Annotated in this window: 12 protein-coding genes and 1 CRISPR repeat array; all 12 genes read left to right on the plus strand. The window is 38.6% G+C overall.

Annotated features, from left to right (window positions below; genetic code table 11):
• The first annotated feature begins 3 nt into the window (after positions 1-3).
• The 12 genes from cas6 (LSG31_RS10320) (at position 4) to LSG31_RS10370 (ending at position 16622) form a co-directional block, all read left to right on the plus strand.
• Entirely contained in the window at positions 4-765 is a 762-nt protein-coding gene (gene cas6 / locus LSG31_RS10320; RefSeq protein WP_347439173.1) for a CRISPR system precrRNA processing endoribonuclease RAMP protein Cas6, read from the plus strand.
• The gene (locus tag LSG31_RS10325; protein ID WP_347439174.1) at positions 752-874 is read left to right on the plus strand and encodes a hypothetical protein; all 123 of its coding nucleotides are present in this window, start codon (positions 752-754) and stop codon (positions 872-874) included. Before cas6 (LSG31_RS10320) ends, LSG31_RS10325 begins: the two co-directional genes overlap by 14 nt.
• A 69-nt stretch (positions 875-943) precedes the next feature.
• The gene (locus LSG31_RS10330; protein WP_347439486.1) at positions 944-1264 is read left to right on the plus strand and encodes a nucleotidyltransferase domain-containing protein; all 321 of its coding nucleotides are present in this window, start codon (positions 944-946) and stop codon (positions 1262-1264) included.
• A gap of 261 nt (positions 1265-1525) precedes the next feature.
• Entirely contained in the window at positions 1526-3220 is a 1695-nt protein-coding gene (gene cas1 / locus LSG31_RS10335; RefSeq protein WP_347439175.1) for a CRISPR-associated endonuclease Cas1, read from the plus strand.
• 9 nt (positions 3221-3229) lie between these two features.
• The gene (gene cas2 / locus LSG31_RS10340) at positions 3230-3526 is read left to right on the plus strand and encodes a CRISPR-associated endonuclease Cas2 (protein WP_347439176.1); all 297 of its coding nucleotides are present in this window, start codon (positions 3230-3232) and stop codon (positions 3524-3526) included.
• A 225-nt stretch (positions 3527-3751) separates the two neighbouring features.
• Positions 3752-9236: a CRISPR direct-repeat array (repeat unit 37 nt; unit sequence CTCAGAGGAAATTGAATTCCCCACGGGGAATTGAAAC).
• 439 nt (positions 9237-9675) lie between these two features.
• On the plus strand, positions 9676-9846 hold the full coding sequence (gene csx15 / locus LSG31_RS23340; RefSeq protein WP_430734274.1) for a CRISPR-associated protein Csx15: 171 nt from the start codon (positions 9676-9678) through the stop codon (positions 9844-9846).
• Positions 9847-9935: 89 nt separating this feature from the next.
• Positions 9936-10697 (plus strand): CRISPR system precrRNA processing endoribonuclease RAMP protein Cas6, encoded by a 762-nt coding sequence (gene cas6, locus LSG31_RS10345; RefSeq protein WP_347439177.1) that lies wholly within the window; start codon positions 9936-9938, stop codon positions 10695-10697.
• 116 nt (positions 10698-10813) lie between these two features.
• A complete protein-coding gene (gene cas10, locus LSG31_RS10350) occupies positions 10814-13060 on the plus strand; it encodes a type III-A CRISPR-associated protein Cas10/Csm1 (protein WP_347439178.1) in 2247 nt (748 codons plus the stop codon).
• Positions 13035-13448, plus strand: a complete 414-nt coding sequence (csm2, locus tag LSG31_RS10355) for a type III-A CRISPR-associated protein Csm2 (protein WP_347439179.1) — start codon at positions 13035-13037, stop codon at positions 13446-13448. Before cas10 ends, csm2 begins: the two co-directional genes overlap by 26 nt.
• Positions 13449-13474: 26 nt before the next feature.
• Entirely contained in the window at positions 13475-14137 is a 663-nt protein-coding gene (gene csm3, locus LSG31_RS10360) for a type III-A CRISPR-associated RAMP protein Csm3 (protein ID WP_347439180.1), read from the plus strand.
• The gene (gene csm4, locus LSG31_RS10365) at positions 14134-15072 is read left to right on the plus strand and encodes a type III-A CRISPR-associated RAMP protein Csm4 (RefSeq protein WP_347439181.1); all 939 of its coding nucleotides are present in this window, start codon (positions 14134-14136) and stop codon (positions 15070-15072) included. The genes csm3 and csm4 overlap by 4 nt, the downstream gene beginning before the upstream one ends.
• 62 nt (positions 15073-15134) lie before the next feature.
• Positions 15135-16622 (plus strand): hypothetical protein, encoded by a 1488-nt coding sequence (locus tag LSG31_RS10370; protein WP_347439182.1) that lies wholly within the window; start codon positions 15135-15137, stop codon positions 16620-16622.
• Positions 16623-16777 lie beyond the last annotated feature (155 nt).

Consider the following 16777-nt stretch of genomic DNA (forward strand, 5'->3'; position numbering starts at 1 on the left):
ATTTTGTTGCAAGAACTTGAGTTGAATTTTTCCGTATTGCATGATCATAGGCGAAATGGAAACATAAATGAGGCAATTCATGGCTGGTTATTTCATCGTTTAAAGGTGACAAGTCCATCTCTAGCAGATCAAATTCATAACATGCGGATCAAACCGTTTGCCATTGATGCCATTTCCAAAAAAGGAACTGTTTTGACGAGTGGAAAACGGATATCCGCTTCGATTTGTATTTTCTCTCCTCAATATTCCCACTCGATTTCTGACTCTTTAACACATGCGTTGGGTAAGGATTATGAGATCGGGAGAGTAGGGGTGAAATTTGATCAGATGTCTGTAAAACGCAAACAAACGTATGAACAATTAATTGAAGAGTCGTTTTCCCGCGACTATGAACAAGTTCAAGTAACGTTTGTTTCACCGACCAGTTTTCGACGTGAAGGCGTACAGATTTTATATCCTTCACCTGAACTGGTATTGCAATCATTGCACAATCGTTGGAAAGAATTTTGTCCCGTAAAGACGACGAACATGGATACAAAATGGGAAGAACGATTTGTAGTAAGTCGCTATCAATTGCAAACCAAACTAGTAGTATTTGATAAATACCCGATTGTTGGTTGTGTTGGAAATATCCAATATACACGAAGTAAGCATGCAAATTATTACCAAGATAAGTTGGCGCATGCATTGTTTCAATTTGGTACGTATTCTGGTGTAGGATATAAAACAACGATGGGCTTGGGAAGAATGCATGTTGCATTTTAAATTGGCAAAAGAAGAAAAACAAGACGAGTCCAATGCAAAAGGGTTTATGCAAACATTATTGCGATTTGCTTCCTATGTGGGTATCGGTTATAAATCTACTATGGCTTAGGGCAAATTGAATTAATTGGTCAAAACAATAATGAATCATTCAATCAGAAAGGTGGTTGATGGAGTGATTATGCATATACAAGAGCAATTGGTGAAATTAATACAAGAAATAAACAACGTAACCTCCGCGAACAAGATCTATTTGTTTGGTTCATATGCGTATGGTGAACCAAACGAAAACAGTGATGTTGACCTTTGCATTGTAATCAATAATACAGATACTGGAAAAAGAGAACTTGTAAGATCCATTCGGTCTCGAATTGCCGAGGTTGCAACGATTCCAGTTGATGTTTTGGTTTATGACGAATATGAGTTTCTCGAACGGGCATACTTAGAATCGACAATGGAACATATGATCGCCCATGAGGGAGTCTGTGTGTATGAACAATAAAGATATAGCGCAAGTTCATTCCCCCTTTCATATGGACATAAACGAAAATGATATAAAGAAAGTGATTGAAAGTACGGAACGAATCAAAAATTTTCTTCGGAGTATTATAGAATCAAATGTTTAGAGCCACCTTTAATATTAGGTGGTTTATTTGTTTGCATTTGGAAATCAGAGAGAATTTTTAATCCATATAATCATGTCTATCGAATTAGAAATATGGCAATAGTAGTACTAGATTTTAAAAAAGGTGGAGAATAAATCATGTCGGAAAATCTATTGCCTATTTCCCAAGTTGCTGAAATTTTGTACTGTCCGCGCAATTTTTACTATCGAATGGCTGAAGGGGTCGACGACAGCAATGAACATACGTTGCAAGGCAAATGGGACGATGAGAAGCGGGAAGAACGGTTATCAGTTAAACGGGAAAGCGGAATGCAAACCCGTCACATTCATGTCAGCTCAGAACAGTTAGGTATCGTAGGCATTTTGGATGTACTGGAAACAGGAAAAGAAACATGCATTGTAGAGTTTAAAAAGGGCGAGTATCGGTTGAATCAGAATGACGATGTGCAATTGTGTGCACAAGCTATGGCTTATGAAGACATGACCGCAACCATAATGGATTTTGGTTATGTGTACTATCATGCATCGCATCGAAGGCGTAAAGTCTTTTTCACAGAAGATTTACGGGAATTGGTTTTGCAAACAATTGAAAGGGCTCGAGAAATACTTGGAGAACATAGGGTTCCGGAACCAATCAATGATGCTAGGTGTGGCGGATGTGCATTACAAGCGCGCTGTATGCCAGGAGAAGTAGAGTATCTGCGTGAAATCGATGGGAAAAACAGCGAAAACAGTTTGGCCAACAAGCAGCGTCTTGTACGCCCGACACCTAGTTTCCGGTTGGGGAGAGTGTTATATATAGATGAAGAATTCGCGTATGTCAAAAAAGAGGGAAGGCACCTGAAGATTACAAAAAACAAAGAGGTTTTGCGAGAGGTACCTATCGACAGCGTCGATGAAGTTGTTAGTTTATCGAATGTGCAATGGACGACGCAAGCACAGTGCTTATTGATGACAGAAGGCATCCCATTAACATTTTTGCATACGAACGGCCGATATGTGGGGACTGTAATCGGCTCTTTTTCAAAAAATAGCTTGCAAAGAATTCGGCAGTTTGAGATCCATCAGTCGCCGGAACGCTGGAAGATTGCAGCTTCATTTTCCAAAGGAAAATTGCAAAATATGCGTGTAATGATGCTTCGAAACGCTAAAAACATACATGAATGGAACGAAAGGAATGAACAAAGTACGCAAGATCCAAACGATGATCTGTCAGATATTCCTCAATATGAAGCATGCATGAAACAGATTGAAAACGCTATAAAAAAGCTCAACTCAACATTGGATCGGGATGAGATTCTTGGATGGGAAGGGATTGGCACAAAAGCATATTTCACATTATTTCGGAATTGGATTCGTCCTCCTTTTGTGTTTTCCGGCCGAATTCGAAGACCACCTACAGATCCTGTCAATGCTCTGTTGAGCTTTGGTTATTCGCTGCTAGCGAAATCGATTGAGTCATTGGTCTATGCAGTTGGATTAGATCCTTATATTGGATTTTTGCATGAGTCCCAATATGGAAGACCTGCGCTCGCCTTAGATTTAATGGAAGAGTTTCGACCTGTTATCGTTGATTCCATCGTGTTGCGGGCAATCAATCAGAGAATTCTCGCCGCTGATGATTTTGAACAGCGGGAGAACAGTATTTTATTAAAAGATTCAGCCAGAAAGACGTTTTATAAGTTGTTTGATCAAAGACTTTCTCAGGAGATCACGCATCCCGTTTTTCATTACCATGTAACGTATCGAAGAATGATGGAATTGCAGGTTCGCGTTCTTGCAAAAACGTTAACAGGTGAGATTCCAAATTATATCCCGTTAAAAGTGAAATGAGGTGCAAATATGGATAAACATCTTACAACCCATTATGTGATTGTGTATGACATTGCAGATGACAGACGAAGAAACCATGTTGTAAAAGCTCTGAAAGATTATGCGTATCGCGTACAATACAGTGTTTTTGAAGCCGAGCTAAAGCCCGATTCACTTTTGAAGCTGCGTCGTCGCATCTCAAAATTGATTCATCTAAAAGAAGATAGCGTGATTTATTATTCAAGGTGTGGACGTTGTCGGGGGGAGGAAATTAGAGAAGGCAAGACCTACTCCGTATTAGATGATGAAGATTGGTTTTACGTTTAATTGGACACATTATATGTATAGATCCAGAGACACATGGAATTTAAAAATGCGAGCAACGAATCTGTCCAAAAAAGCACGGAGTTGCTCGCAAGTCAATGGATGTTGATTTAAATGGATTTGTTAGGAGTTATTTGATATACTTGTCTCAATTATTTATGTTTAATTTTCCGTTGCTCGCAAATTGTTGAAAAGATACTTGTCAGTTCTGACTTTGCAACAGGTGCCCTCAGAGGAAATTGAATTCCCCACGGGGAATTGAAACTTCACTAGCCACAGATTTGTATGACAAATGATATCAAATCTCAGAGGAAATTGAATTCCCCACGGGGAATTGAAACTTTGGAAACATTGGAGCCATTTTTACCATTGTGCTAAACTCAGAGGAAATTGAATTCCCCACGGGGAATTGAAACAGCGGGTAGGGTAGCAGCAAATGCAGTTCGTGCTATGACTCAGAGGAAATTGAATTCCCCACGGGGAATTGAAACTCGGCAAATATATATGCTGATAAGTCAATTGGTCCAGTTCTAACTCAGAGGAAATTGAATTCCCCACGGGGAATTGAAACGATCAAACAGCTCCCATGTACGTGAGTGGCGGTGCACCCTCAGAGGAAATTGAATTCCCCACGGGGAATTGAAACCACCAAACTATGATTCACCATCCAACGTAACCTCCCACCACCTCAGAGGAAATTGAATTCCCCACGGGGAATTGAAACTATAAAACCCGTTAAAGCAACAATAGCAACTTGAACACTCAGAGGAAATTGAATTCCCCACGGGGAATTGAAACTCGGTAACGCAAAATCGCTGTCTTTCAAGTTGTTTCGCTCAGAGGAAATTGAATTCCCCACGGGGAATTGAAACACTTGGTTCATGGAGTCTGTCATGCGTTGATAGCCAACTCAGAGGAAATTGAATTCCCCACGGGGAATTGAAACAAATTAAAGGAGGAATGGAAATGAATAGTAAACATGATATACTCAGAGGAAATTGAATTCCCCACGGGGAATTGAAACTGATTCGTGGTGTCAATGGTGTTACGACCGCAAACACACTCAGAGGAAATTGAATTCCCCACGGGGAATTGAAACCCACAATTGTGTACAATTGCTCCGTTATGTACTCCCCTACTCAGAGGAAATTGAATTCCCCACGGGGAATTGAAACTACATTTCTTCGAGTAAGTTGTATATACCAGAAAGTGCCTCAGAGGAAATTGAATTCCCCACGGGGAATTGAAACGTAAAATATTCAAAAAGTTTATTGGAGGATTCATGAACTCAGAGGAAATTGAATTCCCCACGGGGAATTGAAACTAGGAGGGATTTATATGCGTTGTTGCGATTGTGGTAAAACTCAGAGGAAATTGAATTCCCCACGGGGAATTGAAACAGTACGGGAATAGCGGAGGGCGTGGCGGGAAGCAATAGCAGCCTCAGAGGAAATTGAATTCCCCACGGGGAATTGAAACTCATCAAGCGGTTCACCGTAATATGCCAGTGATTCTCTCAGAGGAAATTGAATTCCCCACGGGGAATTGAAACACAGTTGAGAATGTAAAGGTGCCGAATCCCGTTGCACTGACTCAGAGGAAATTGAATTCCCCACGGGGAATTGAAACTTTGAGAATTTAAAAGGGTTCAAAGTTATAAAAATAACCTCAGAGGAAATTGAATTCCCCACGGGGAATTGAAACGATCCTTGACTTTTGTGTATAGTACAGGCGTAACTTACTCAGAGGAAATTGAATTCCCCACGGGGAATTGAAACTAAGAAACGTCTACGCTTTGTTCAGGTGAAAAGGTTCCACCTCAGAGGAAATTGAATTCCCCACGGGGAATTGAAACTGCGCTATATCCGGCTCCGTTGGTTCCGGCAAAACTTCGCTTCTCAGAGGAAATTGAATTCCCCACGGGGAATTGAAACGTAAGCCACCGACTAAGTCAAGCGCCTTTTTCTGCGGTGTTCCTCAGAGGAAATTGAATTCCCCACGGGGAATTGAAACGCAGCAGGCGGATTCGCAGGCGGTGCGATGAAACGAGCTGGTCTCAGAGGAAATTGAATTCCCCACGGGGAATTGAAACACTGCGGAGATTGAACAAGATGCAAAAGGTTTTGCTCCTTACTCAGAGGAAATTGAATTCCCCACGGGGAATTGAAACGCGATAAATACCGTCTCTTTTACTGTCGCAGCGAATACAGCCCTCAGAGGAAATTGAATTCCCCACGGGGAATTGAAACTATGCGAGAAGCACTACGGTGAATGGAGGAAGCGGAACTCAGAGGAAATTGAATTCCCCACGGGGAATTGAAACACGATTGTTACTGTTTTTCTTCGGTTGATTCGTTTCGCCGCTCAGAGGAAATTGAATTCCCCACGGGGAATTGAAACAGCAACAAATTCCCGTTCTTGTCTGTGATAGACATGAACCCTCAGAGGAAATTGAATTCCCCACGGGGAATTGAAACATTTTCCGCTGTCGGGCAAACGAAGAATCTCGGTCGCTGCCTCAGAGGAAATTGAATTCCCCACGGGGAATTGAAACTGGCTCATACGCTTACAGCAAGCGACTGGAGAGGGTCTCAGAGGAAATTGAATTCCCCACGGGGAATTGAAACTCGGGTGCAATTTTTTTTAATTTGACTCAATCGTGAAGGATCCTCAGAGGAAATTGAATTCCCCACGGGGAATTGAAACTTTACGCTACCTCTGAATTCAGTTTTAAACTGTGTTGGCACTCAGAGGAAATTGAATTCCCCACGGGGAATTGAAACGATGCAGACAAGACTGCAAAGAGCGGTGATGCTACTTTTTTTCTCAGAGGAAATTGAATTCCCCACGGGGAATTGAAACATAATGTCTACCGTTTGAACAAGTGCTTCATGCAAAAGGGCGGCTCAGAGGAAATTGAATTCCCCACGGGGAATTGAAACGACGCTGCCGCAAGAGTATTTCTTTGGGTCGTTTGGCAGCTCAGAGGAAATTGAATTCCCCACGGGGAATTGAAACACCGTCCATGTTGATCCTTTGAATTTCGCTGGTTTTGGTGGATCTCAGAGGAAATTGAATTCCCCACGGGGAATTGAAACCTACTCCTACAGACTGGACAGGCGGGGCAAGCGCTTATCAACAAACTCAGAGGAAATTGAATTCCCCACGGGGAATTGAAACAATATTACCTATCCTTACAAAGTCAACGAATTGAGGACTCAGAGGAAATTGAATTCCCCACGGGGAATTGAAACCTGTTCACATTTAAAAACTGTGTGCCGCTGCTGTTCTCTCAGAGGAAATTGAATTCCCCACGGGGAATTGAAACGTCGGTACATTGCGCGATGACATCGCGAGCATGTCGGACTCAGAGGAAATTGAATTCCCCACGGGGAATTGAAACCTCAACTTTGTGGTAGTACTTGACAAACCCTCTCAATTATCTCAGAGGAAATTGAATTCCCCACGGGGAATTGAAACTCCTCTGGATCTTTCGGTGTCTCTACTTCCACGGTCGCGTTTGCTACTCAGAGGAAATTGAATTCCCCACGGGGAATTGAAACATGTGAAACGTACATGTCCCCAAATTATGCGACAAATATCTCAGAGGAAATTGAATTCCCCACGGGGAATTGAAACATCAAATAAATAACTTTCAATACGAGAGTTATGATAACCCTCAGAGGAAATTGAATTCCCCACGGGGAATTGAAACCTTGAATTATGGGATACATTCGCGGGAGTTGATGATCTACCTCAGAGGAAATTGAATTCCCCACGGGGAATTGAAACTCCAATGTCAAGTTCGACACGTCAGAATTAACTCCAATAACTCAGAGGAAATTGAATTCCCCACGGGGAATTGAAACACTTTTAAAAGTATTCCGAAAAGAATTTCGATTCAAAAATCCTCAGAGGAAATTGAATTCCCCACGGGGAATTGAAACATTTAATGTTTTGTCGAAGTATTCCCACGCCATTACCCACTCAGAGGAAATTGAATTCCCCACGGGGAATTGAAACACTTGTAATAACTTTCCAACGTATCCCGAATAGATCCTCTCAGCTCAGAGGAAATTGAATTCCCCACGGGGAATTGAAACGCTGTCCATTCCGAACAAAGCAATTCCGTTTGCCGTTTTCTTCTCAGAGGAAATTGAATTCCCCACGGGGAATTGAAACATGTCTTCCTTTCGAGCTAAAAATAACATTGAAGCACAACTCAGAGGAAATTGAATTCCCCACGGGGAATTGAAACCAAAAATCCGAACATTGGTTAGAAATAGGAAATATATGGACTCAGAGGAAATTGAATTCCCCACGGGGAATTGAAACGCTATGGAATCAATCTCATTTGTTCTTCCTGCATTTTTCCATCTCAGAGGAAATTGAATTCCCCACGGGGAATTGAAACACAGCGTGGGGTCGTTTGTGGAGCATGGGGTGGCATAGGCTCAGAGGAAATTGAATTCCCCACGGGGAATTGAAACAGCGTACATGAAACATTTAGAAATCGAAAAAAAGAACTCAGAGGAAATTGAATTCCCCACGGGGAATTGAAACGTATCACAGTTTGATGAGGGTTTTTGTAACTTATCAATTGCCTCAGAGGAAATTGAATTCCCCACGGGGAATTGAAACTTTCAAAAATCGCAAGAATCGGTCGAGAGCCGAGAATCTCAGAGGAAATTGAATTCCCCACGGGGAATTGAAACCTGTGACTAAAAAAGAACTAATCCTCATTAGCTCCAAAGGACTCAGAGGAAATTGAATTCCCCACGGGGAATTGAAACTTCCTAGTGACTTCTGCCAGGAATTTCGCATTGCCATCGCTTACCTCAGAGGAAATTGAATTCCCCACGGGGAATTGAAACATATCAGATGTACTATCCATTGCTTCCAATATATCAGCATGTCTCAGAGGAAATTGAATTCCCCACGGGGAATTGAAACTGAAAATATGCAACACGCAGCTTTAAAAGTTGTTGAACTCAGAGGAAATTGAATTCCCCACGGGGAATTGAAACTTAGCTAGTTCTTGAATCGCTGCCTCGACCGTTTCATCTCAGAGGAAATTGAATTCCCCACGGGGAATTGAAACGCTGTCAATCGCGCTTTTCGTGATCGGCCGACCTTCCATCACTCAGAGGAAATTGAATTCCCCACGGGGAATTGAAACAGCAATAACAAAGTATACGTATTTCCGGTTGTAGTCCTCAGAGGAAATTGAATTCCCCACGGGGAATTGAAACACAAGATACTTGTACATTTCTTTGTCCTCGTTGTTTCCCTCAGAGGAAATTGAATTCCCCACGGGGAATTGAAACTCAACACGTTCGATTGGATTCGTTGGATTTCCTGATTGCTCAGAGGAAATTGAATTCCCCACGGGGAATTGAAACCGCGATACAGCAGAAAATGAATGGCCTGATCCAAACTTACACTCAGAGGAAATTGAATTCCCCACGGGGAATTGAAACGCAGGAACGACAATCACAAACGGAAACGCTACTTTGTCGCTCAGAGGAGATTGAATTCCCCACGGGGAATTGAAACCATTGTAAAATTACGTGAAACAAACGGCGCAGATGAAGCTGCTCAGAGGAAATTGAATTCCCCACGGGGAATTGAAACTTTCCGATTAGGCTACGTTCGCACAAGCGGGAACAAGATTGACTCAGAGGAAATTGAATTCCCCACGGGGTGTGAATAAGCACCTGTTTTGTATTGTAAATAGCATTACAATCCTATACAATATTTACTAGATTATGTTATTTTTGTGTTTATTATGATTCGGGGGGAAGATAAGTGGCGTGGGTGATTTTTTGGAATAATGTTTCATTTTGTTCCAGTTTTTAGTAATATCGGTGGGTGTGTAATGCTTTAGCAAGGAATACAATTTTGGAAAAGTGAAAGAGAATACAAGAGAAAAATTCAATCACTACAAACTTTGCGAATTAATAGTGAGCAGCATGTTGTCAATTTATCTAGTAACCCAATCGAGATAAGCACAGATAATTGCTTGGAAGGAAAAACGATTATTTCTGTTCCCTTTCATGTTAATAATGGAATAGAAATTGTCAGCGTACAGGACATCATACATGGGGCTGACCATTTGTTAGGATTGAAATTATCAACGAGATCAAAAAAGTATAGTGACCATTGCTTTGCCAGGTATGTCTGCTTTGGCTCAAGTTGTTATTATCAAGTTGCATGCTATGTCTGGAATATTTCCTTTGGTAACGCTCCCTTTACGCGATAAAAGTAAGGGCGGAAAATTTGTATGGCAACGGCCAGTTGATCTTCATCACGTTAGAAACTAATCACGAACTTCCCGATGGTCCGATTTAGATAAACCAACTTAATTCAAAACTAGAGTAATAATAGATTTTATCATAATTGGGGGATTTTTTTGCTGTGCTTATGGTCGATTACACTAGCATGTATAACTGAAGGGAAAGTTAGAGGGAATGAAGGAGAGGCGGTTCATGGATGGTTATTTAATAACTTACGTAATTTAAGTCCAGAGATTGCATCTCGTTGGCATGAAGTGCAAGTGAAACCATTCCGTGTTTCTTTTAAAAATTTTTCAGCGGGCAAGAATTATGTTCAAGGAGATACAGCAACTTTAATGATTGGTGCTGCTACATTTGAAGCAGTTCATTTTATTGGTGAATTAATTCAAAAGATAGATTGTGTGAAATTAGGTACAGCCATTTTTTTAATGAAAGAAACTAGTATTTTACAGCAAATTACATATGATGATTTAATTCAAAGTTCTTTTACATCAGTTTCTACTAAAGAAAGAAAAGTTCAATTCCTTTCACCTACTACATTCAGAAGTGAAGGGGTGCATATATTGTTTCCAACGCCTGAACTGTTTTTTTCTGGATTGGGTCGAAAGTTCAATGCATTATATCAGAAACCATTTCCTCCATTTTCAATTAATTGGGACCGGGAGATTCTCATAAATCGGTATCGATTACAAACAACAAATGTATCGTTCGTAAAATATAAAATCGTTAGTTTTACAGGTGATATGATATTTTCTCCCACTGGTAACAATATTTCTGATTATACGGTTTCAATTTTTAAATTGCTTTGTGATTTTGCAAATTATATGGGGATTGGCTATAAGTCTACAATGGGGCTCGGACATGTGAAAATTGTCTAGGATTAATTCATTTTATAACTGATCTGATTGGTGATTCATAATATATGAAAGTATTAATCATATATAAAAGATCATGGCCGAAACGTTGCAAATAAATTTGTGAAAGGAATTAATGCATGAAGCAGGCAGATATAATTTTAACCGCTATGTATTTTCCAGTTTTCAAGCTGTTTGAAACGTATCTCAGTAAAGAATCATATTCTGCACATCTGTCTTGCATACAAAGAATCCAGAACCCTTTTGATGGGAAATTATTAATTGAACGATTAAAGAGCATTTTAACTAAAAATTCAAATGATGAAATTAACCGCTTGAATCAAACATTTGAACTTGTAGGATTTCATCAGTATTCGAAAGATCCCATGGCAATGGTTTCTGTTTACTGTCATGTGGAGCTGGAACAATCGTTTTGGAGACGAAGTTACTATCGGTTGTCTCGTCTAAATCCTGAGGCAATATTTGCAGATCAGCAAACTCAAAACATGGATATTTTACGTTTGAGAGAACACCTTGAGGATTTTAGAAAGGAGTTAGAAAGCCTTTTTGAATTGCAATGGTCTACAATCGATCAATTTATTGTTCGCATCTCAAATTCGATTCAGCAATGGCTTTGGTGTATTCCTGCTCCTGTCAAAGGATTACCAATGGAATCTGTTTCAGATCTTTGTAGAATGGCAGCGTCTATTTCAGCTTGTCTATTGCAGCATACCGATCAGATATCAATTCTAGTAGGTGATATTTCAGGAATACAGCGTTATATATTTGATATTGCTGCCTCAGGTCAGAAAGGTATTGCACGAAGGTTGAGGGCGAGGTCAATGTATGTGGCACTTTTGTCCGAAGCAATGAGTCAAATGATAACCAACCATTTTCACATTAGTCCTTTGAATGTAATAATGTCTTCTGGCGGAAAATTTTATATTCTTGTTCCTGGAGGAGAAGAAATAAATGATAAATTAGATCGATTGCAAGAAAAATTAGACACATGGATGATTGCGAATACAAATGGGGAACTCATTATCAATCTTGGATGGTTTCATTTTGAAAAGGATCAAATTCGAGATGGTGATTTTATTCTTGAAAAACTGAATGAATCATTACTTTTGGGAAAATCACGGCCATTGTCTGGAACGTTAATTCATAATCAAACTTGGTATGAAGAAAAATGGATCATTCAAGAAAACAAAGAGCATGGTCGGTGTATCATCTGTAAAAAGTTTAAGATCCATGAAAAAGACAAGAGCATGTGCAGATTTTGTTACAGAGATCATCAAATAGGCCGCAAATTGCTAACAGCACGTTTTATTGCATTTTACCACAAATCGCATGTTTCTGGAGATATTGAGTTCTTAGATGGTATTTCGGTAACATTTCATGACGAGTTGCCGCAACAAAATGAACAAACCTATGTCGTTTGGGCTTTTCAGACTGTTGAAGACAAAGCAATGATTGTGAATCTGCCATTACTTAATAAGATGATATCTAATCATGTTCCTTGGAATGGCAATGAAGTTTTATCCTTTGATGAAATTGCGGAACGAAGTAAGGGCACAAAACAACTTGGATTTTTGAAGGCCGATGTTGACAATTTAGGAATAATAATGACGTTTGGTTTGAAAAAGAATGACAAAAAATTACGCTTGTCTGTAATCTCTAGCCTAAGTTTTATGTTGGATATGTTTTTTTCAGGTTGGCTTTCGGAACAGTTAAAAATATATTTCCCAAATATTTATACCGTTTTTTCAGGTGGGGACGATCTTTATATTATAGGCCCTTGGGAAGAAATTACAAAGTTTTCAATTGTTTTAAAAAATTCGTTTTATAAGCATGTATGCAATCATCCAGATATTACAATATCAGCAGGATTAACATTTGCTCATCCCAAGTCACCGATCCATTATCAAACAGAACTAACCGAGAATGAACTAGAAAATGCAAAGGAAATACCGTCAATTGAAAATAATACAAGTCGAAATCAAGTAAGCATTTTTAATACTTCGCTCAGTTGGGAACGTTTTGCGTTGTTGTTGGAAGAAACTGATAAACTCTTGAACTGGTGGCAGATGAAAAAAATCTCTTCATCGATACTTTATCGCCTCTCTTCATTTGCTAATGACTATATTTCGTATCGAAATGGTGAAATAGGGCCAACCTATCTACCTTGGATATCTTATATGATTAAACAAAACATTTCACGGCAAGATACCGAATTGTTTCAATGGGTGAGTCAATTCATTGATTCCAAATACATTGACTCTCAAGAAATGAATCCATTGGCATATATCCCAGTTCAGGTTAAATTGTTACAAATGTTTAAAAAGGAGGAGTTTGATAACGATGGCAGATCAAAGATACCCCAATAATTATGAGTATTTGAAAAATGGGTATTATACCGATTCGTCAAACAAAAGATTACGGCGTGGAATTATTATTGAAGATGCAAAGCGTGTAGCAGAAGATTTAGTAAGTGGCAAAATTAAAATGACATCAACTACGTTGCGACGATTTTACTCAAAGCTTTTAAGTGCGTATGAGAAATATAAATCAAACAATGATTTTGAAGGGATCGTAAATCAAATTGAAGCATTAATTCCAGATGCTGAGATTGCGGTGAAAAGAGAAGTAGCACCTTATCAATTTAAAAACTTTATTCGTGAAAACGTAAATTTAGCCTCGCGAAATCCTGATAATTTAAAAGGATTTGTAAGACATTATCAAAGCATCATTTGTTTTTTTTCTGAAAAAAAATGATTCATTAATTAAATGGAGGGATTTTCGTGAAATTAAAACAGTTTACGAAGATTACAGGAATTATACATTGTGAAACGGGACTGAAAATTGGCGGAACTAAGGATAGTATTGACATTGGCGGTGTAGATGCACCAATTATTCGTCATCCTATTACACGTGTTCCATATATCCCCGGATCCTCATTGAAAGGGAAAATGCGTTCTTTACTAGAATCTATCTATTCTTCAAATACGAGTATTTACCCTTGTGGTTGCGGTACGTGCAAGGTATGCATAAATTTTGGTTCTTTAAAATCTACGTCCCCAACTCGTGTACTTGTACGTGACGCCCATATGGCAGAGAAAAGTTTAGCAGTTTTAAAAAATGCTAATGAGGAATCTGGAATGAATTTTGTAGAGGTTAAGACAGAAAACTTTATTAATCGCTCTGTAGGAAAAGCAGAAAAACCTCGGGTATTTGAACGTGTACCTGCTGAAACAGAATTTCATTTTGAAATCAGTATACGAATCTTTGAAAACGATTTGGAGACAGATGTGGTGAATTTTGTACTTGAAGGATTGAAACTCGTCGAACATGATTATCTAGGTGGATCTGGTGGACGTGGATACGGAAAAGTAAAGTTTAAGAATGTTGTTGTAGAAACTGTGCCATTACAAAATTATAAAGAAGATGTGGTTGATCCTAAATGATCCTAGAATATCAGTTGCAATTTCATTCCCCGTTGGTTGGTACTCTTGATAGTGATATGATCATGGGATCGATGGCTTGGGCCTTATTAAGATGCGAGGGGGAACAAGCCTTACAATCATGGATAGATATGTGTAAACAAGGCAATCCGCCGTTTGTTGTATCAAATGGTTTTCCGACAGGTTTTTTTCCAAAACCAATGATTCCTTTTAGAAAAAAGGAACAACCCTTACATAAACAAGAACAAATAAAAGAGGCCCGTACCAATAAAAAGTTGAAAGCTAGAAAATGGGTTAGTACTAACCTTTTCTATGAAATGCTAAACGGTACTTTTGTACAAATGCCTGGTATGGATGAACCAAGGGATTTTATAGGTCAACAAATTCACGCAATTATTGATCGAACAACTGGCACAAGTCTTACTGAAGGTGGACTGTATGAAACGAGTTATCGTTGGTTCTCAATGAATATATCTTTGTACTTTCAAATTTTCGACCTTTCATGGGAAAATCGAATTGATGACTTGATGAAATATCTCGAATATGAAGGAATTGGGGCAAAAAAATCAATAGGTTATGGGAGATTTCGAATTATAACAAAACAACACATGCAAGTGAGACGAATCAATAATCCGAATGGGTTTGTGGTTTTGTCCCATTTTGTTCCTTCAAGAGATGATTCTACTAATGGGTTTTATAAAATTAAAACAAAGTACGGCCGTCTAGGTGAAGAATTTTCGAAAGGTGTATCAGTAAATCCGTTTAAAAAGCCTATATTAATGATCGAACATGGTGCATGTTTTTATACTCAAAAACCGCAGAAGTTTTGTGGTAGAATTCTTTCCAATATTTCTTTTAATCACACAGACAAAGTTGTTCAGATGTGTTATGGGTTTATTATGCCCGCACGTCTACCAATCATTGATGGTAACCTCTGAAATTTCTTAGTTGTCTTTATGTACAAGGAAACAGTTCTATTCAAATGGATAGGAGAATCAGTATGGCGATTGTTCTGATGAATATTGGAAATTCGGATATCCAACCTGAAAGAAAAAGATTAACAGAAAAAGAAAGGAGAGACTCGCTTTCAGTAGTTTTGGAAGATCTGAAATCAGAAACACAAGTCTTAGATGATCCGCAGTTCCCGATACTCTCAAGTGTGGAAAAATATCTTTTAAACAAAGGAGAGAAACTCAGTTTTCTAGTATTGTTTTATACCAGACAACAGAGTGAATCCTTTGGTAATTCGGATACTTATTTAGATTTTGAAATTATTCAGTTGGCAATTGCAAAAAAGAAATTATTCTTAAATGAATCTGCTAGAGTAATTGGCATTCCGATTCAGGAAGTTCCCTACTCATATGATCATATGTTAATTCATTATAGAAAAGCTATAAATTTGCTAGAAGAACAATTCAATTTTGAAGGAACTGACTTTGGGCAAACTCTGTTTATATCGATGACAGGGGGAACTCCCGCGTGTAATTTTGGTCTTTTACATGCTATTCACGAATGGAAAAAGTTTCGAACCAACAAAAAATTTATTTATTCGCCACGCCCTGCGAAAGATGAAGAACAGCCTCCTGCAATAGATATCCAAGTCAATACATATTTGTCCTTAAAAGAGGTCTTAAGAAATTTAAATGAACTATTTGAGGGAAATCATTATGGCCAGGTTAAAACTTTATTAAAGAATCTTTCCGTTGTAGATTTCAATCATGAAGATGTATTCCTCTTCTTGGATGCATTATTAATGAGACGGAATCAACAATACCAGAGGTCCATTGAAACCTTAAATAAAATTCGAAATACTGATTTTAGAGATACTCTCTTTTTTAAAAGTTTTTTTAATCAGGTGCGGGAATTGATCCAGGGGATTAGTATTCACGAAACGATCGATTCGAAGTGGTTAAAAGATATATCCTTCAAAAAGCTTTTGGAGGAGCAATATTGGAAATTGGTAAACTATTATCATTTAGAGGAATATAATGAATGGACAACTTTATTGATGACCTTTTATGAAAACCTATTAAAAATTAAGGTGATCACATTACTAGGACCACAGAAATTTAATAAAGGTAATTTTTCTGTAACACTAAGAAATGAATATACGAGTCTTCTAAAAGACAGTTCAGATAATTTGATTCATCAGGATAATTTTTTGTCAAATAATTCACGTTATCCAAATAGAAGAACCTATCAGAATTTAATTTCTGTTGTTGATCCGTTAAGCTTATTAAGGGAACCTGAATCGAGTTTTTGGGTATCGCAATTGGAAAAAATACACAAAAAACGGAATGAACTTATTCATGAATTTGGTGGATTAAACCGTGAAATGATCGAACAAGTCTTTTTACCAAAAAAATGGGATCAAGTGTTAAAGAAAGTATTGGTAGATGAATTTTACTTAAACATAGATTTGAATCCCCTAACTCCTATTCACTCCGGATTCTTAGATTGGATTGAAAACAAGCTTCTTAACTTTTAAGGCGAAAAATTCAAATGCATGTTTAAGCATAAGCGTCAAATAGCCTATACGTTGAAATTAGAATACCCACCATGAGGTGGGCTTATTTTTATTTTATTAAATAGTCCGCAGATAAGAGACGTCCTTCCATATAATTGGCAGCCCACACGATTATT

Origin of the sequence: Fodinisporobacter ferrooxydans, from assembly GCF_022818495.1 — a bacterium.
Lineage (GTDB): Bacteria > Bacillota > Bacilli > Tumebacillales > MYW30-H2 > Fodinisporobacter > Fodinisporobacter ferrooxydans.

Coding starts and splice junctions, on each gene's coding strand:
- LSG31_RS10325 (WP_347439174.1), top strand. CDS start 752: ATGTTGCATTTTAAATTGGCAAAAGAAGAAAAACAAGACGAGTCCAAT.
- LSG31_RS10330 (WP_347439486.1), top strand. CDS start 944: ATGCATATACAAGAGCAATTGGTGAAATTAATACAAGAAATAAACAAC.
- cas1 (WP_347439175.1), top strand. CDS start 1,526: ATGTCGGAAAATCTATTGCCTATTTCCCAAGTTGCTGAAATTTTGTAC.
- cas2 (WP_347439176.1), top strand. CDS start 3,230: ATGGATAAACATCTTACAACCCATTATGTGATTGTGTATGACATTGCA.
- cas10 (WP_347439178.1), top strand. CDS start 10,814: ATGAAGCAGGCAGATATAATTTTAACCGCTATGTATTTTCCAGTTTTC.
- csm2 (WP_347439179.1), top strand. CDS start 13,035: ATGGCAGATCAAAGATACCCCAATAATTATGAGTATTTGAAAAATGGG.
- csm4 (WP_347439181.1), top strand. CDS start 14,134: ATGATCCTAGAATATCAGTTGCAATTTCATTCCCCGTTGGTTGGTACT.
- LSG31_RS10370 (WP_347439182.1), top strand. CDS start 15,135: ATGGCGATTGTTCTGATGAATATTGGAAATTCGGATATCCAACCTGAA.